Origin of the sequence: Amycolatopsis sp. lyj-346, from assembly GCF_046548975.1 — a bacterium.
In the GTDB taxonomy this organism is placed as follows: domain Bacteria; phylum Actinomycetota; class Actinomycetes; order Mycobacteriales; family Pseudonocardiaceae; genus Amycolatopsis.
Map to the genome: position 1 here is coordinate 270,127 of NZ_JAJPWT010000006.1, position 16,462 is coordinate 286,588.

At 73.8% G+C, this 16,462-nt stretch carries 15 protein-coding genes; 7 read left to right on the top strand and 8 right to left on the bottom strand.

Annotated features, from left to right (window positions below):
* Positions 1-13: 13 nt before the first annotated feature.
* The 5 genes from ACLJQE_RS21180 to ACLJQE_RS21200 all read left to right on the top strand — a co-directional run bounded on the left by ACLJQE_RS21180 (position 14) and on the right by ACLJQE_RS21200 (position 5,243).
* Positions 14-964: a helix-turn-helix transcriptional regulator gene (locus ACLJQE_RS21180; protein ID WP_410641027.1), complete on the top strand. Its 951-nt coding sequence runs from the start codon at positions 14-16 to the stop codon at positions 962-964.
* Positions 965-1,099: 135 nt separating this feature from the next.
* The gene (locus ACLJQE_RS21185; protein WP_410641028.1) at positions 1,100-2,509 is read left to right on the top strand and encodes a DHA2 family efflux MFS transporter permease subunit; all 1,410 of its coding nucleotides are present in this window, start codon (positions 1,100-1,102) and stop codon (positions 2,507-2,509) included.
* A 6-nt stretch (positions 2,510-2,515) separates the two neighbouring features.
* Positions 2,516-3,277 carry an isocitrate lyase/phosphoenolpyruvate mutase family protein gene (locus tag ACLJQE_RS21190; protein ID WP_410641029.1) on the top strand — a complete coding sequence of 254 codons (762 nt, stop codon included), beginning with the start codon at positions 2,516-2,518 and terminating at the stop codon, positions 3,275-3,277.
* A gap of 408 nt (positions 3,278-3,685) precedes the next feature.
* A complete protein-coding gene (locus ACLJQE_RS21195) occupies positions 3,686-4,258 on the top strand; it encodes a maleylpyruvate isomerase family mycothiol-dependent enzyme (RefSeq protein ID WP_410641030.1) in 573 nt (190 codons plus the stop codon).
* Positions 4,259-4,274: 16 nt separating this feature from the next.
* Entirely contained in the window at positions 4,275-5,243 is a 969-nt protein-coding gene (locus ACLJQE_RS21200; protein ID WP_410641031.1) for an RNA polymerase subunit sigma-70, read from the top strand.
* Between the two features lie 19 nt (positions 5,244-5,262).
* Here the strand turns inward: ACLJQE_RS21200 and ACLJQE_RS21205 are convergent, their stop codons facing one another.
* From ACLJQE_RS21205 to ACLJQE_RS21220, 4 genes are all read right to left on the bottom strand, one after another.
* Complete coding sequence (locus ACLJQE_RS21205; RefSeq protein ID WP_410641032.1) at positions 5,263-5,751, bottom strand: hypothetical protein; 489 nt, start codon at positions 5,749-5,751, stop codon at positions 5,263-5,265.
* Positions 5,752-5,760: 9 nt separating this feature from the next.
* On the bottom strand, positions 5,761-6,408 hold the full coding sequence (locus ACLJQE_RS21210) for a DedA family protein (RefSeq protein WP_410641033.1): 648 nt from the start codon (positions 6,406-6,408) through the stop codon (positions 5,761-5,763).
* A 379-nt stretch (positions 6,409-6,787) separates the two neighbouring features.
* The gene (locus tag ACLJQE_RS21215) at positions 6,788-7,168 is read right to left on the bottom strand and encodes a bacteriophage spanin2 family protein (protein WP_410641034.1); all 381 of its coding nucleotides are present in this window, start codon (positions 7,166-7,168) and stop codon (positions 6,788-6,790) included.
* 26 nt (positions 7,169-7,194) lie between these two features.
* Complete coding sequence (locus ACLJQE_RS21220; protein ID WP_410641035.1) at positions 7,195-8,121, bottom strand: TerC family protein; 927 nt, start codon at positions 8,119-8,121, stop codon at positions 7,195-7,197.
* A 193-nt stretch (positions 8,122-8,314) separates the two neighbouring features.
* Between ACLJQE_RS21220 and ACLJQE_RS21225 the strand changes: the two genes are divergently transcribed.
* Entirely contained in the window at positions 8,315-8,605 is a 291-nt protein-coding gene (locus ACLJQE_RS21225; RefSeq protein ID WP_410641036.1) for a helix-turn-helix transcriptional regulator, read from the top strand.
* Between the two features lie 22 nt (positions 8,606-8,627).
* Here ACLJQE_RS21225 and ACLJQE_RS21230 read toward each other — a convergent pair whose 3' ends face one another.
* The gene (locus ACLJQE_RS21230) at positions 8,628-11,216 is read right to left on the bottom strand and encodes a hypothetical protein (protein ID WP_410641037.1); all 2,589 of its coding nucleotides are present in this window, start codon (positions 11,214-11,216) and stop codon (positions 8,628-8,630) included.
* A 396-nt stretch (positions 11,217-11,612) separates the two neighbouring features.
* Between ACLJQE_RS21230 and ACLJQE_RS21235 the strand changes: the two genes are divergently transcribed.
* Entirely contained in the window at positions 11,613-14,435 is a 2,823-nt protein-coding gene (locus ACLJQE_RS21235) for a helix-turn-helix transcriptional regulator (protein WP_410641038.1), read from the top strand.
* A gap of 15 nt (positions 14,436-14,450) precedes the next feature.
* Here ACLJQE_RS21235 and ACLJQE_RS21240 read toward each other — a convergent pair whose 3' ends face one another.
* The 3 genes from ACLJQE_RS21240 to ACLJQE_RS21250 are packed head-to-tail and all read right to left on the bottom strand — an operon-like array spanning position 14,451 to position 16,392.
* Positions 14,451-14,645, bottom strand: coding sequence for a hypothetical protein (locus ACLJQE_RS21240; RefSeq protein ID WP_410641039.1), 195 nt, complete (start codon positions 14,643-14,645; stop codon positions 14,451-14,453).
* Between the two features lie 23 nt (positions 14,646-14,668).
* On the bottom strand, positions 14,669-15,460 hold the full coding sequence (locus tag ACLJQE_RS21245) for an ABC transporter permease (RefSeq protein WP_410641040.1): 792 nt from the start codon (positions 15,458-15,460) through the stop codon (positions 14,669-14,671).
* Positions 15,457-16,392 carry an ATP-binding cassette domain-containing protein gene (locus tag ACLJQE_RS21250; RefSeq protein ID WP_410641041.1) on the bottom strand — a complete coding sequence of 312 codons (936 nt, stop codon included), beginning with the start codon at positions 16,390-16,392 and terminating at the stop codon, positions 15,457-15,459. Before ACLJQE_RS21250 ends, ACLJQE_RS21245 begins: the two co-directional genes overlap by 4 nt.
* Between the last annotated feature and the right edge of the window lie 70 nt (positions 16,393-16,462).

Sequence of the window (16,462 nt, forward strand, 5' to 3'; positions counted from 1 at the left end):
CAGAATGCGTGGCATGTGGGAAACCTCGGCGCGGCTGCTGCGTTTGCTCTCGCTCCTGCAGACCCGGCGCGACTGGTCCGGAGCGGAACTGGCCGAACGCCTCGACATCACCCCGCGGACCGTGCGCCGCGACATCGAGCGGCTGCGCGCGCTCGGCTACCCGGTGCTGGCCAGCGCGGGCACCGCCGGCTACCGGCTGGGGGCCGGCGCGGACCTGCCGCCGCTGCTGCTCGACGACGACGAAGCCGTCGCCGTCGCGATGGGCCTGCGCACCGCTGCGGGCGGCTCGATCACCGGCATCGAAGAGACGTCGGTGCGTGCGCTGGCCAAGCTCGAACAGGTGCTGCCGTCCCGGCTGCGCCACCGGATCAACGCCCTGCGGTCGGCGACGGTGCCGCTGGCCAACACCGGCCCCACCGCCGACCCGGACACCCTGACCGCCATCGCCGCCGCCGTCCGCGATTCGGTGCGGCTGCGCTTCGGCTACCGCGCCCACGACGGCACCGAAAGCGTCCGCACGACCGAGCCGCACCGGCTGGTGCACACCGGACGGCGCTGGTACCTCGTCGGCTGGGACGTCGACCGCGCGGACTGGCGCACCTACCGCGTCGACCGCCTCGACCCCCGCACGCCCACCGGGCCGCGGTTCACCTCGCGCACCCCGCCCGACCCCGATCTCGGCGGCTACACCTCACGGGCGATTTCGACGTCGGCCTACCGCTACCAGGGCCGGTTCACCCTGCACGTCAGCGCCGAGACCGCGGCCGAGCGCATCGCCCCCACCACCGCGGCGCTGGAGCCGATCGACGAGCACAGCTGCACCCTGCGCGCCGGCTCGGACTCGCTCGACGAGCTGGCGATCTACGTGGCGGGCAAGGGGTTCGACTTCCAGGTGCACGAGCCACCCGAGCTCGTCGACCACGTCCGGGCGCTGGCGGCCCGGCTGGGCAGGGCGGTCGGCTGAGCCGAGGTCACCGAACACGTCCCGGGCATGACGCGGCCACGCGGAAGCTGACGTTCGCCGATTCCTTCGGGGACCGCGCGGAGTCCATGTCTTCGAAAGCGGCACAACGCCGGTGACGGAGGCAAGGAGACACGAGTGCGCACCAGGACTTCCCCCACGCCGGTGGCCCCGGCCGCCGGACGGGCCCAGCGAGGCTGGGTGCTGGTCATCACCTCGGTCGCGTCCATGATGGTCGTGCTCGACGCGCTGGTCGTGGCGACCGCGCTGACGGCGATCAGGAGCGACCTCGGCGCGTCGGTCACCGAGCTCGAATGGACGGTCAACGCCTACGGCCTGAGCTTCGCCGTCCTGCTCATGACGGCGGCGGCGGCCGGTGACCGCTGGGGACGGCGCCGGGTCTTCGCGGCGGGGGTGACACTGTTCGCGGTGGCGTCGCTGATCTGCGCGCTCGCGCCCGGCGTGGAGGTGCTGATCGCCGGGCGCGTGCTGCAGGGCGCCGGGGCCGCGTTCGTCATGCCGGTCGCCCTCGCCCTGCTCGGGGCCGCCTTCCCGCCGGAACTCCGCGCCAAGGCGCTCGGTGTCTTCGCGAGCGTCAGCGGCGTGGCGGTGCCCCTCGGGCCACTGCTCGGCGGCGCCGTCGTGGAAGGCATTTCCTGGCCGTGGATCTTCTGGATCAACGTCCCGATCGGGGTGGCTCTCGCCTGCTTCGCGCTGACCCGGACCGAGGAGAGCCACGGCCCGGACCCGGCCATCGACGGCCCCGGCCTGGTGCTGGCCGGGGCCGGCTCCTTCGGGGTGGTGTGGGGCCTGGTCCAGGGCAACTCGGCCGGCTGGACCAGCGTCGCGGTGGTGGGGCCGCTCGTGGCCGGCCTGGTCGCGCTCGGCGCGTTCGTGGCCTGGCAGCGGCGAGCCACCCACCCGATGCTGCCCCTGCACCTGTTCCGCTCCCGCCGGTTCGCCGCCGGCAACGCCGTCATCTTCTTCCACTGGGCGTCCGCGCTGGGTGCGGTGTTCTTCATGGCGCAGTTCCTGCAGGAAGGACTGGGGTACGGGCCGCTGGCGGCAGGACTCGGGCTGGCGCCGTGGGGACTGACGACGACGGTCGTGCCGCAGCTGGCGGGGCGGCTGGTCGGCCGGTTCGGCGAACGGCCGTTCATCGTCGCGGGGCTGGGGTTGCACGCCCTCGCGATGCTCTGGATCGCCCTGGTCGCCGGGCCCGCGATCGGCTACTGGGTGATCGCCGTGCCGCTCGTGCTGTCCGGCACGGGGATCGCGATGTGCCTGCCCGCCGCGCAGAGCGCGGTCCTGACGTCGGTGGCGCCGCGGTTCCTCGGCAAGGCCTCCGGCGCCTTCAGCGCGATGCGGCAGCTCGGTGGCGCGTTCGGCGTCGCGGTCCTGGTCGCCGGGTTCGCACTGGCCGGCAGCTACGAGTCGAGGGCGGCGTTCTCCGCCGGGTTCACCGCCGCCGCCGTGGTCAGCGCTGTCCTCGCCGTGGCGGGCGCGCTGGCCGGTTCCGTGATTCCCCGCCGTTCGACGAAGGAGTGACGCGATATGTCCGACGTGAAGGCCGGTCTGCTGCGCGAGCTGCACCACGGGAAACCGCTGGTGCTGCCGAACGCGTGGGACGAGGCGAGCGCGGAACTCGTCGTCGAGGCCGGGTTCCCGGTCGTGGCGACGTCCAGCGCCGCGGTGGCGGACGCGCTGGGCCACGAAGACGGCGAACGGGCGCCGTGGCGGGAGATGTTCGCCGCCGTGGCGCGGATCGCCCGCGCGGTGCCGGTTCCGGTGACGGTGGACGCCGAGGCGGGCTACGGCCTGGAACCGGACCAGCTCGTCGCCGAACTCCTGGCCGCCGGCGCGGCGGGGTGCAACATCGAGGACACCGACCACCGCACCGGGGGACTGGCCGACCCGGCGGCCCAGGCGGATCGGCTGGCCGCGATCCGCGCGGCGGCAGGCGGGTCGTTGGTGCTCAACGCGCGGATCGACACTTTCCTGCCACACAGCGGGTTTTTCGGACCCGACCGGACGGCCGAGGCGATCCGCCGTGGCCGCCGCTACCGCGACGCCGGTGCGGACTGCGTGTACCCGATCGGGATCTCGAGCGCGGCCGACCTCGGGCAGGTGGTCGACGGCGTGCCCGGGCCGGTCAACGGCAACACGGGAGCCGAGCTGGACTTGGACACCCTGGCGGCGCTGGGGGCCGCCAGGGTGTCCTTCGGGCCGCGGTTCTACCGCGCGGGGATGGCGGCGATGCGCGGCGGGCTCGAGGAGCTTCGCCGCGCGGCGGGGATGGCGGGGCCGGGTGTCTGAGGGGTGGTCGGCGGCCTTGGTGCGGCGGCATGGTTGCCGGGTGCGGCGGGGGCGGTTGTGGGAGTCGGTCGGCGGTGCGGGGGTGGGGTTGCCGGGCGCGGTGGGGGCGGGGGTCCGGATGTGTGAAGGGTTGCCCGCTGGTGCTCGCGTTGTTGCGGAGGCTGAGTTGCCGGGCGCGGTGGGGGCGGGGGTCCGGATGTGTGAAGGGTTGCCCGTCGGTGCTCGCGTTGTTGCGGGGGCTGGGTTGCCGGGTGCGGGAGTGGAGGGTCCGGATGCGTGAGGGGGCGGTCGGCAGCCTTGCCACGGGGGCCGGGTTGGCGGGCCGGGTTCGGTGCGGGTTCGGTGCCGATTCCCGGTTGGCCGCGCGGGCCTGGTCGCGCCGCCGCGCGGGGGAGACGGGGGTGCCGGGTGTCCGGGCAGCCTGCCGATGAGGCGATGCTCGCCGCCGCGCTCGACTACGCCGTTGCCTCGGCCGGTGAGGTCGGGACGGCCGACCTCGGGCGTCCGTCGGCCTGCGACGGCTGGACCGTCGCCGACACGCTCGATCACCTCACGCGGTCCCTTCGCTGCGTGGCCACCTCACTCGCCTCCGGTGCCGTGCCGCGGGTCGGGGCGCCGCGGACCGGACCGGCCACCGCGCGGGTCCTCAAGCGCGACCTCGGCCGGGCGGCGGCCGCGCTCGGTGCCGCGGCGCGGGATCTCCGCGGCCGGCGCGCGGTCGCCGTCGACGGGCTTCCGCTGCCGTGTCACCAGCTGATCGTCGTGGGCACGATCGAGGCCGCCGTCCACGGCTGGGACGCGAACCGGGCCAGGCCGATCCCCGGCGAGCTCGCCACCCGGCTGCTCGCCGAACTCCCGTCGGTGCTCGGCCGCGGCACCGGCCGGGGCGTGTTCGCCGAGCCCGTCGCCCTGCCACCGGGCCGGCCGGCGGGCGAACGGCTGCTCGCCGCCCTCGGGCGCGATCATCGAAGATGTCCATGACGAACAGGGAGTGTCTGTGTCTTCCGAAGCGATTTCCCAGCCGGGCAGCGAGCAGCTGCGGGACGAGTTCGGCTCGCTGCGCCCGGCGCTGGTCGCGCACTGCTACCGGATGACCGGGTCCTACCAGGACGCCGAAGACGTCGTCCAGGAGACCTACCTCAAGGCCGCCCGGGGTGTGGACGCCTTCGAAGGGCGGTCCTCCCTCAAGACGTGGCTCTACCGGATCGCCACCAACACCTGCCTCACCGAGCTGAACCACCGCAGCCGGCGCGTCCTGCCCGCCGGGCTCGGGGCGCCGTCGGACGACCCCGGGGCGCGCGTCTTCGCCGACGACTCGGTCGCGTGGCTCGGGCCGCTGCCCGACGCCGTGCTCGGCGACCCGGGAGAGCTCGTCGTGCGGCGCGAGTCGGTGCGGCTCGCGCTGGTCGCCGCGCTGCAGCACCTGCCGGCCCGGCAACGCGCCGCGTTCCTGCTGCGCGAAGTCCTTTCGTGGTCGGCCGCCGAGATCGCGGACGTGCTCGGCATCAGCGTGCCCGCCGTCAAGAGCCTCCTGCAGCGGGCCCGCGTCCGGCTCGACGAACTGGACCTGGCCGGCTCGCCGGAGCCGCTCCGCCCGGAAGACGAGCACGCGCTGCTCGACCGCTACATCGCGGCGTTCGAGGCCGAGGACACCGCGGCGCTGCGGGCCGTCATCCAGGACGACTTCAGCCTCGAAGCCGTGCCGCACCCGACGTGGTTCCGGGGCGTGGCCGTGTGCCTGCCGTTCCTGGAACGCAATTTCGCCGCGTCGCGCGGCGCCGCGCGGCTGCTGCCCACCCGCGCCAACGGCCAGCCCGCCGCGGGCAGCTACCGGTGCGACGCCGACGGCGTCCGGCGGGCCGAAGGGCTGTGGGTGTTCACGGTGACCGCCGGCCGCTTCTCCCGCGCGGTCAAGTTCCACGACCCGCGGCTCGTCACGGCGGCCGGGCTGCCGGCCCGGCTGTGACCTCGCGGCTCCCGGGGTTTCAGTGGGCGAGGAGCTTCACACCGACGACGGCGAGGGCGATCGCCACCTCGACGACGAACAGCAGCAGCTTCACCGGCCACCGGACGGTGGTCCGCCGCGTCGCGAGCAGCGCCAGCGCGGCGATGGTGAGCACCAGCGACAGGGCGGCGATCCACAGGGCGGTGTCCAGCGGCAGCCAGCCGAGTGCCGCGGCGCCGACGCTGAGGATGGGCAGCAGCGCGGTTTCCAGGACGTGGCCGGTCGCCGCGAGGATGTGGCGGAAGTCGTCGCCGCGCGGGAAGCGGCCGTGCGTGATGCGGTACGCGCTCACGTCGGCGAACCCGCCGGCCAGGCAGAGGGCGCCCATCGCGGCCCCGATGTCGGCGACGGCTTCCCCCGCGGACGTGTCGGCGGCGTAGTTCAGCAGGAGCAGCACGGTCGACAGGCCGACCAGCGTCGCGTACACGCGTTCCCGCAGGGCGGACACGGGTGCCGCAGGTGCGTTCATGCCCGAACCTTAAACGGGCTTGCGTCCCCGGACACGGCGGACCACGAACAGCCCGACGGCGACGGCGATGGCGGCGAACACGACGTATTGGAAGATCGACGCATACCGCTCGACGACCGGCCAGTGTTCGCCGAGCAGGTAGCCCGCGACGACGAACCCGGTGTTCCAGAGCAGGCTGCCGGCCGCGGTGTAGAGCAGGAACCGCCCGAACGGCATGCGCTCGACCCCGGCGGGCAGCGAGACGAGGCTGCGGAAGACGGGGATCATGCGCCCGAAGAAGACGGCTTTGCCACCGTGCCGGGCGAACCACGCGGCGGTCTTGTCGAAATCGGCGGTCTTGACGAGCGGGATCCGGCCCACGAGCCGTCGCGTGCGGTCGTGCCCGAGCTGCCGGCCGAGCAGGTAGACGATGACGGCACCGGCAACCGACCCGAGGGTGGTCCAGAAGAGGGCGCTGCCGAGGGTGAACGTCCCCCGCCCGGCGGCGAACCCGGCGAGGGGGAGGACGAGCTCGCTGGGCAGGGGCGGGAAGAGGTTGTCCAGCCCGACGACGAGGGCGGCCCCGGGGCCCCCGAGCGACTCCATGAGCCCGACGGCCCACCCGGCCACGCCGGTCATCTCCCCGGCAGCGGTGGATGCGGCGGGGAAGGCGGTCATCGAGGCTCCTGGGGTGGGTGTCACGGACGCGGGTGGGCGGCCTGTGGGGCGGCTGGGGTGAGGTGCGGAGGCGGCGCGCGGCCGCCGGCTGGGCTCGGTCCGGCTCGGCCCGGTCCGGTCCGGCTCGGTCCCGGTCGAGCCGCGGGTGGGTCACGCACGCGGGGCTCGGTCGGGACGGGTGACGCACGCCGGGCCGGCCGGGTGAGCCAGGCACGCCGGGCCCGGTCGCGGGGTGAGGTCCGCACGTCGAGCCGGTCGCGGGTGAGTCCCGCCCGCCACGCTCGTGCGGACCTCCCGGGCGCCGGCCCAGCCCGGCCCGGCCAGGGGTGAGCCATGTACGCCGAGACCGGCCGGGCGCGGGCGCGGCCGGGCCGGGCACTCAGCCGGCGCAGGCCTTGGTCAACGTCGCCACCTGGTCCGCCTTCTTCTGGACCCAGGCTGCCGGCGACTTGACCAGGTCGTCCACTGTGGTCTCGCGCATTGTCGTCGCCAGGCTGTTGATCGCGTCGGCCGCTGTGGTGTTCGCCGCCTTGGCGGCCAGCCCCGTCAGCTCGTCCGCGGCCGCGTGGGCCCGGTCGGCTGCCGCCTGGGGGTTGGTCAGGTCCGGGTTGGCCGTGGCGATCCGGACCGCGTCCGCGCAGACCGCGGCCGTCGAGGCGGCGTTGCCCACCTGCCCCGCCGTCTCCGCGACGCCGCAGCCGGTCAGGGTCAGCAGGACGCCGCCGGCGAACACAGCCGTCGTGAGGCGATTGAAGCGCATGATGATGGTTTCCTTTCGAGAGAAATTCAAGCCGTGGTGCGGGTGGTGGTGCGGGTCCGGAGCAGGCTGGCGGTGACCGCCGTCGCGAGGATGGCGGCGACCACGCCCAGCGACAGCGCCGTCGGGATCTTCCAGACGTCCAGCAGCAGCATCTTCACGCCGACCCAGACCAGCACCAGCGCCAAACCGAGCTTCAGGTACACGAACCGGTGCATGACGTCGGCGAGCAGGAAGTACATCGCCCGCAGGCCGAGCACGGCGAAGGCGTTCGAGGTGAACACCAGGAACGGTTCCTGGGTGACCGCGAAGATCGCCGGGATCGAGTCGACCGCGAAGACGACGTCGGTGACCTCGATCAGCACCAGGACCGCCAGCAACGGCGTCGCCACCCAGCGGCCCGCCTGCCGGACCAGGAACTTGCCGCCGTGGTCGCCGTCGGTGGACGGGACGAGCCGGCGGAACGCCCGCAGCACCCGGTTCTGCTCGTAGTCGACCGTCTCGTCCCGGTGCAGCGCCATCCGCACACCGGTGATGACCAGGAAAGCGCCGAACACGTACAGGATCCAGGCGAAGCTCGCGATGAGCACCGAGCCCGCGGCGATGAACACCGCCCGGAACACCAGGGCACCGACGACGCCGTAGAACAGGATGCGGTGCTGGTACTCGCGGGGAACCGCGAAGTAGCTGAAGATGATCGCGAACACGAAGACGTTGTCGACGGCCAGGGACTTCTCGATGACGTAGCCGGCGAAGTACTGGCCCGCGAACTCCGCGCCCCAGACCCACCAGACCACGGCGCCGAAGGCGAGCCCGAGCGCCACCCACACGCCGGACCACGCCAGGGCCGACCGGACGCCGATGACGGGCGTCTTGCGGTGGGCCACCAGGTCGATCGCGAGCATGGCCAGGATGACGCCGAGCACGGCGGCCCAGGCCCACAGCGGGACGATCACAGCACACTCCTCCGGTTCGGTGACGAACCGGAGGTCTCCCCGGTCACCTGACGGTGACGCCGGCACCGGGCTGCTCGAGGCAGCCGGATTGACGATGCCGGACCGGGCGGGTACTCCCCTCCGATGATGATGCTGCCACCAGAATGACGAACTCTGCTTCGTCTGTCAAGTTCGGACGGTTACTGTGGCCGGTATGGCTTCGTGGACGTTCCTCAGCAACCACGCGCACGTCCTGCTGTGCGTGGCCGCGGATCCCGACCGCACGCTGCACGACATCGCCGAGCGGGTGGGGCTCACCGAGCGCGGGGTGCAGCTGATCCTCGCCGACCTGATCGCCGAGGGCTACCTCGAGCGCGAGCGCGTCGGCCGCCGCAACCACTACAAGATCCACCCGGAAGGCCGGCTGCGCCACCCGCTGGAAGCGCACCACCGGGTGGCCGATCTGGTCGCGGCCCTCGGCGTCGAACCCGCGGCCCCGGCGTGACGGCCGCGCCGGTGAGCGCGGCTCAGGCATCGGTGTACTGGCCGGTCAGGATCGCGGTCGCCAGCTCCACGCGTGACCGGTAGCCGGTGCGCTGGAACAGCCGTGACAGCCGGCCCTCCACGCTCTTCTCGCCGGTCTGCAGCAGGGTGGCGATCTGCCGGTTGCCCAGCCCCTCGGCCACGAGCACCGCGAGCAGGCGCTCGTTTTCGGCGAGCGTCGCCTGCCGTCCGGGCACCTGCACGCCGTGTGCGCGCATGAGCGTGCGCGACCAGGACCGGCTCATCAGGGCGTCCAGTTCGCCGAAAATGGCGTAGGACTCCGAAAGCAGCGACGGCTCGCCCAAGCCGTACCGCACGAACCGCTCCAGGGCGACGGCCTGTTCCAGCGGCTGGTCGCGCAGGCGCAGCAGGCGCATCGCCTCCTTCGCCGCGACCGGGTCGTCGTGCACCAGCGCGTGCAGGGTGAGGCGGTTGAACTCGGCGCGCTCGGTGCCCATCCGCGCGGCCACTTCTTCCAGCTTCCGCAGGTGTCCCGGCAGCTCTCCGGGCCGTCCGGTGCGGACGGCCATGTCGGCCAACGCGATCCAGAGCAGGTCCGTCTGCGCCACCACACCGTCTTTTTCGGTCTGGCACACGGCCGCCTGCAGGATCGACTCCGTCCGCGCGTATTCGCCGTGCGCCCGCTCGTACAGCGCTTCCGGGATCGCCAGCACGTGCGGCATCGCGGGCCCGCGGGCCCGCGCGGTGGCGAGCAGCTCCCGGGCCCGCGACAGCCGGCCGCGGCACAGCTGGAGGGTCGAGGCGAGCTGGAACATGACCGTCTGGCCGGGGTCGCATCCGCCCGCCGCGCTGGCGGCGATGTGCCGGCGAGCCAGCTCCATGGCTTCGCAGAACTCGCCGTCGCCCACCGCCAGGATCATCCGGCTGGGCGTGCTCAGCCGGACCGGCACCGTCAGCAGCTGCCGCGCCTGGCGCAGCTCGCTCAGCGCCACGAGCGCGCCCGCGAGGTGGGCCAGTTCACCGGACGGCCGTTCCCCCGCGTCGATCCGCCGCCTCAGCTCGGCGACCTCGTGGTCGAACTCCGTCCGGTCGCCCAGCCACAGCTCGACGACGGAACCGAACAGGCGGACCGCGTCCCGCACCCGCGCCGCGCCGGGATCGGCGCGGATCCGCCGCACCAGCTCGTGCGTTTCGCGCCAGCGGCCGAGCAGGAACAACGCGAAGGCGCGGGTTTCGACGGCCGTGTCCGCATCGTCGGCGATCTCCGCCAGCTCGGCGTGGCGGCCGGACTCGTACAGCGCCGTCAGGTGGAGGAACCGGACTTCCGGCCGCTCGCCGCCGACGTGCGAGCGGGCCACCTCTCCGGCGGATTCCAGCGCGCGGACCGGGTGGCCGCCGTCGAGGCTGGTGCGGGCGTGCAGCAGCAGGATCTCGGTGCGTTCGGCCGGGTCGTCGGTGAGCCCGGCCGCGGCGCGCAGCCAGATCAGGGCCCGTTCGCCGGCGGCCGCGGCGCCGGCGCGCAGCTCCGCGGCCGCCCGGGCGGGGTCGACCAGCCGCCCGGCGTCGACCAGCCGTTCGGGCAGGTAGCCGGGGTCGGCGCAGTGTGCGGCCCCGGACCACAGGGCTTCGACGGCGAGCTGGGCGAGCCTGCGGCGCTCGTAGGGTCCCAGCGCCCAGATCAGCGCGATGGCGACCAGCGGCTGCCGGAACGTCCAGCTGTCCCGGGCCGTCGCGTGGCGCAGCACCCCGGCCCGCGCCAGCAAGCCCAGTTCGCGGCGGGCCTCGGTTTCGGACGTCGCGAGCGCGGTGGCGACCAGCCGCGCGGCGGCCGGCCCGAGCGGGCCGAGCACGGCGATCGCCTTGGCCGCCGCCCACGTGGTCGCGCCCCGGCGGCGGATCGTCACCACGAGGTCGTCCTGCTCCGACAGCCGGACCCGCCCCGTCGGCCCGATGACGTAGGCGTGCCGGTCCACCACGCGGATCATGTCGCGGGTGCGGCCGATCCGCAGGAGCGCTTCGACCACCGCGGACCAGCCCCGGGTGACCTGCCACAGCCGGTCGGACAGGCCGGGTTCGGGTACCGCGTCGAGCAGCGCGGTGACGAGCGCGGGGAGTGCGGAACGGGGCAGCGGGCGCAGGTTCACGTGGTGGAGCAGGCCGTCGCGGTGCAACCGCACGGCGCTGTCGTGGAACGCCGTGCGGGTCTCGGCGGGCAGGGGCAGCGCGATCGTGCACACGCACGCCGACCTCGTCGCGGCCAGCTGCCGGACCAGCGCGTCGAGCGAGCCGATGCCTTCGGCCGGCATCAGGTGGACGCCCTTGAGGATGAGCAGCGTGCCGGCGGCGGCGCGCAGCACCGCGGCCGGTGGGATCCGGGCCAGCAGGGCGGTGCCGGAGGCGTCGCCGGCGAACGCCAGGTCGACCACCCGCACCTGGGCGAACCCGGGCGGGTCGGTGGTGAGGTGCCGGACGAGGTGGGCCTCGACCGCGCCGAGGTCGACGCCGTCCGGTCCGGCGAGGACGGTCAGCACCGGACGGCTTGGCGAGCGGAGCGCCTCGACGATCTCGAGGGCGACCCGCTCGGACGGCGGGACGAATCGGTCAGGCTGCACGCTTCTTGCTCTGTTCGTTGCGGGGTGGGCTCAGGTTAGCCGCCGCCCGCCGGTGTTACGTTGCCGCCCGGAGTGTCAGTTTTGGTGGTGCACAAGGGTATCGACGGTGGTTGGGCCGCGAAAGACCACTCGAACGGGTGACGCTCCACATTGGACCGACAGGACTTCCGCGGTGGGGCCGTGGCCAGTGCCACTCCGACGGGAGAAACGGATCTCCGACTTGGTCACGCATGGTCACATGCGTGCATGACTATTTGAGTGATACCCCCGAATGGGGTAAACCTCATTACTCTTGGCGCCGAACGGCGTAATGAACGGGGCAAGCTCTCGTCACCCGAGAGAACGGCGGCCGCGGACTCTCCGGTCCGCGGCCGGTGGACGGGAAGGAGGCGGCCGGTGACCCGGGACTGCGATGCCTTGCCGGGGCGGGACGACGAGCTCGCCGCGCTCGAAAAGGCGGCGGGGCGACCCGTTCTCGTGGTGGTCGGGGGTCCGGCCGGAGCGGGCAAGACGGCGTTGCTCGACGCGGTGCGGCGGAAGTGGCGCGACCGCGGATTGAAAACTATTCACATTTGCTTTTCGGCCGGCGGGTCCGACGAATTCGGCATCCGGGCGGCACTGGCCGCCGTCTGCGAAGAATTCGGCACGCGGCACCACGCCTGCCCCCCGGGCGACCCCGGTTGTTCACCTTCCGGCCCTGCATTGTTCACCGAATTGGCCCGGTTGTTCGAAGCCGCGCGGCCCGCGGCCGTCTTCTTCGACGACCTCGACGCGGTGCCGAACGCCGGTTTCACGGTGGCGGCCGCACGCTACGCGGGCTGCACCGTCGTGGCGGCCTGCCGCGAGGCCGTCGAGCCCACGTTGCTCAGCGCGCTCGCCGACGAAGTCGTCGACCTGCGGCCGCTGACGGACGGCGAAGCCGACGAACTGCTCGCCGTCGACGGGCCGGTGGATCCCGCGGTGGCCCCGGCGGTGCGGGCGGCGCTGGGGCCACTGCGCGGCAATCCGGGCGCGGTGCTGGCGATCCGGGACGGACTCCGCCGCGACGGACGGCTCGTCCCGGTGCGGGGAGTGTGGTGCCTGGCCGGCCCCGCCGCACCGCTCGCGCTGCCGCCGGACCACGACCTCGTGCGGGAGGTCACCGGGCTGCCGGAGCCGGCGCCGGAGCTGGTCGCGTTCGCGGGCGGCGGCGGGCGCTTCCGGATGGACGACCTGCTGGCCCTCGCCGAAGCGGCGGGATGGGACCCGGCAGCCTGCGGCCGCGCCGCCGACCGGCTCGTGGAGACCGGGGTGCTGGGCTACGAAGAGCACGGCGAGCTGGTCGTGCCCTGCCCGGCCTTGGCGGCCGCGGTGCGGACCCACGTGGGGGAGCGGCGGATATGCGTGCTCCACGCGAAGCTGGCCGAGTACCTGCTGGGCGGGGTGGGGGAGCCCGCGGTTGCGGCGCCGATCGGTCCGGAACGCCCGATGTTCGCGGCCGGGGAGCCTGTTGCCGGTGTGGAGGATGGTGGGCTGGGTCCGGGTGCCGTTGCCGGGCGTGGCGCGGGGTATCCGCGTGGTGCCGGAGAGCTCGCGGCCGGTGTCGGGGATGGCGGGCTGGGTGATGCCGGGGTGCGTCCTGGTCCGGATGTCGTTGCCGGGCGCGGATCCGGGTACCTGCGCGGTGCCTGGGAGCCCGCGCTCGTTGCCGAGCAGGTTGCGCTGGCCGGTTCCGAGCTGCGGTCCGGGCCGGGCGTTGTTCCGCTGCTCGTCCGGGAAGCGGCCCGGGTGCTTTCCGCCGACCCCGCGTCGGCCGCGCGGTGGTACCGCGCCGCGCTGGTTCACTGCGCCACCCACGATCCCGGGCGGGTGCCCGAGCTGACGCGGTCGCTGCTGCGGCTGCTGGTGCGCCTCGGCCGGTACGACTGGCTGCGGGAGGTCGTCGCCGAGACCGTGGACGGCGGGGTTCCCACCGGGCAGGAGCACGAACTCGCCGTCGCCGCGGCGCTCGCCGCCCTGCACACCGGTGTTCCGGTGCCGCGGGCCGTGACGGAACGGCTGGCGGCCGAGCCGGCCTGCCGTGCGCCGCTCGAATTCGCCGGGCGGTGGTTCGAAGGCCGCGACGTCATGAGTTTCGACGGGCTGGTGGCCGCGTTCGGCGGGTTCCGGCTCGGCGACGCTCCCGACGCCGCGCCGATGCGGGATCAGCTCGAGATCTGGACGGGCCGGCACGATCTCGTGGCCCTGTTCGGCTTCCTGTTCGGCGACGAATACGGTGCCCCGGACGACGGGCCGCTCGCCCTGTACCACCGCGTGATCACCGGCTACCACCGCGGCACGTGGGTCGAGGTGCTGTCCGCGTGCCGGGCGCTCGAACTGAGCGGGCGGCCGAGCACGCCCGGCCACGGCCTGGCCCGGCTGTTCGCCGCGGAAATCCTGTCGGGCGCCGGAGAAGCGCGGCTCGCCGCCGACTGGCTGGCCGCCGTCGGCGATTGCCCGTTCCCCGCGTTGGCGACCTGGGCCGAGTGCGGGCTGTTGTGGCGCAGCGGCCGGCTGCCCGAAGCCATCGAAACGGGCTGGCGGGGCTACGCCGCCGCGGCGGAGGCGGCCGATCGGGGCAACGTCATCGGGCTGCACTGGCTGCTCGTGCGGCTGGCGATGCTGGAATCACAGGCCTGCCACGACGAAAAGGTGGCCGAGCTGCGGACGCTGGCCGGCCGGTGGTACCGGCGCTACGGCGGGCGGCGGCTGAAGATGGCCGATCTCATGGTCGCCGGCCTGGCCGAACGGGACCTCGCGAGCGCGCGCTCCGCCGTCGAGGCCGTGCGCAACCACGAGAACCAGGGCGAGCTGATGCTGGCGTGCCTGATCGCCGCGTCCGTCGCCGACGAACCGCGCCCGTGGCTGCACGAGGCCTACGACATCGCCCGGCGCCTGGGCGGTGACCTGCTGCGCATGACGATCAAGGCGCGGATGCGCGAGCTCGGCGTGCCCCCGCCCCGCCGGCCCGGTGCTTCGGACGACCTGTCGCCCGCCGAGCTGCGCGTCATCGGCCTGATCCAGCAGGGGCTGACGAACCGCCAGATCGCCGGAACGCTGCAGATCAGCGAAAAGACGGTGGAGAGCCACCTGACGCGGCTGTTCGCGAAGACGGGCTGCCGCTCACGCCTCGACCTGGCGACGGCCAGCATCGAGGGCCGGCTGACCGTTTCCGGCACCGACCGCAGCGGAACGGCCTGACCCGCGCACCCCGGCTCAGCCGGACCGCATCCCGAGCAGCTCGCCGACCGACAGGTCCGCTTGCGGCCCCGGCACGGGCGGGGTCACCCGGCCACCGCCGCCGTGGGCGAAGAACCGGTCGCAGATCGCCGAGACCGGTTCTCCCGGCCCGGCGAGCGCCAGCGGTGGCGGGGCGGTCGTGGTGTTCACCGCGGATTCGACGACATTCACAACGCTCTCCTCAACGCTTCTCCTCAACGGGTTTCCGCCGCGGCCGAGCGGAAGACCCGCCAGGCCGCCGTGATGACGACGGCCAGCAGGACCGCCATCGAGACCAGCGCCACCGGGAGCGGGTGGACGACCGGGAGGCCGATGCCCGCGTCCGCCACCGGGTTGCCCCACAGGCGGCGGCACGCCGTCGACACCGTGCTCACCGGGCTCCACGACACGATCGTGCGCAGCCAGCCCGGCAGGCCGTCGGGCGGGACGAACGCCGTCGACACGAACGAGCCCACCACCAGCACCAGGCCGGAGATCGAGCCGACCGTGGGCGCGCTGCGGAACCACAACCCGGCCAGGATCCCGGTCCAGGACAGCAGGAACGCCAGCGCGAGCAGCAGCCCGAACCCGGCGAGGCCGGGCAGGATCCCCGTGTGGACGCGCCAGCCGAGCAGCCAGCCGACGGCCGAAGCGATGGCGATGCCCGCCGCCGTGAGCAGCAGGTCGCACAGCGACTGGGCGAGCAGCACCGGCACGCGGCCGATCGGCAGGGACCGGAACCGGTCGACCAGGCCGCCGCGCAGGTCGTCCGCCATGGCGATGGCGCTCGTGCCGAAGCACGCCAGCGCCACCTGGGCGCCGACCCCGGCCATCATGAAGTCGAGGTAGCCGGCGCCGCCGGGCATCACGATCGTCTTGTCGAGCAGGTAACCCATGACGATCACCATCGTCACCGGCGTCAGCGTGACGGCCAGCAGCTCGCCGGGCGACCGGCGCAGCCGCAGCAGCCGCCGTCCGGTGAGGGCGGCCGTTTCGGTGAACATCATGCGGGCTGCTCCTTTCCGGTGAGCGCGAGGAACACGTCGTCGAGGGACGGACGGCGGACGGCGAAATCGGCCACCGCCAGCCCGGCCCGGTTCAGCGCGGCCGCGGCCGCGGCCACCGTGGCCATGCCGTCGTCGAGGGGGAGGGAGAGCCGGCCGGCCGCGGGGTCGGCGTCCGTGGCCGCCGGGCCGAGGGCGGCCACCGCGGACGGGACGTCGGCCGGCTCCGCCAGCGTGATGCCCAGCCATTCGCCACCGACCTTCCGCTTCAGCTCCTCCGGGGTGCCGTCGGCGACGACGGCACCGGAGCCGAGGACCACGACCCGATCGGCCAGCTGGTCGGCCTCCTCGAGGTACTGGGTGGTCAAGACCACGGTGACGCCGTCGCGGACCTGCGCCCGGACCTCCGCCCACAGCAGGTGCCTGCTCGCCGGGTCCAGCCCGGCGCTCGGCTCGTCGAGGAACACCACCGCAGGCCGGGTGATCAGGCAGCACGCCAGGTCGAGCCGTCGGCGCATCCCGCCCGAGTAGGTGCCCGCCGGCCGGTCCGCGGCGGCGGTGAGGCCGAACCGGTCCAGCAGCTCGCCCGCCCGCGCGCGGGCGCCCCGCTTGCCCAGCCGCAGCAGCTTGCCCAGCAGGACGAGGTTTTCGCGGCCGGTGAGCTGCGCGTCGACCGCGGCGTACTGGCCGGCGAGCGCGATCCGGCGCCGGACCTCCCGCGGCGAGCGGACGACGTCGAACCCGGCGACGCGCGCGGACCCGCTGCCGGGCGCCAGCAGCGTCGCGAGGATGCGGACGGTGGTGGTCTTGCCGGCCCCGTTGTGGCCCAGCAGGCCCAGCACGGTTCCGGCCGGTACGTGCAGATCGACGCCGCGCAGGGCCTCGTGGCCGGGATAGCGCTTGCCCAGCCGGCTGGTCTCGACGACCGCGTCCACTTCGGACCCCTTTCCTGGCGGATGCCTCCGATCCTCGCCGGGCCGCCACTGGCATGGCGCCAAGCCCGCT

Bases quoted from the DNA above. Each gene is read 5' to 3' on its own strand.
- ACLJQE_RS21180 (WP_410641027.1), top strand. From the start codon at position 14: ATGTGGGAAACCTCGGCGCGGCTGCTGCGTTTGCTCTCGCTCCTGCAG.
- ACLJQE_RS21190 (WP_410641029.1), top strand. From the start codon at position 2,516: ATGTCCGACGTGAAGGCCGGTCTGCTGCGCGAGCTGCACCACGGGAAA.
- ACLJQE_RS21205 (WP_410641032.1), bottom strand. From the start codon at position 5,751: ATGAACGCACCTGCGGCACCCGTGTCCGCCCTGCGGGAACGCGTGTAC.
- ACLJQE_RS21210 (WP_410641033.1), bottom strand. From the start codon at position 6,408: ATGACCGCCTTCCCCGCCGCATCCACCGCTGCCGGGGAGATGACCGGC.
- ACLJQE_RS21215 (WP_410641034.1), bottom strand. From the start codon at position 7,168: ATGCGCTTCAATCGCCTCACGACGGCTGTGTTCGCCGGCGGCGTCCTG.
- ACLJQE_RS21225 (WP_410641036.1), top strand. From the start codon at position 8,315: ATGGCTTCGTGGACGTTCCTCAGCAACCACGCGCACGTCCTGCTGTGC.
- ACLJQE_RS21245 (WP_410641040.1), bottom strand. From the start codon at position 15,460: ATGATGTTCACCGAAACGGCCGCCCTCACCGGACGGCGGCTGCTGCGG.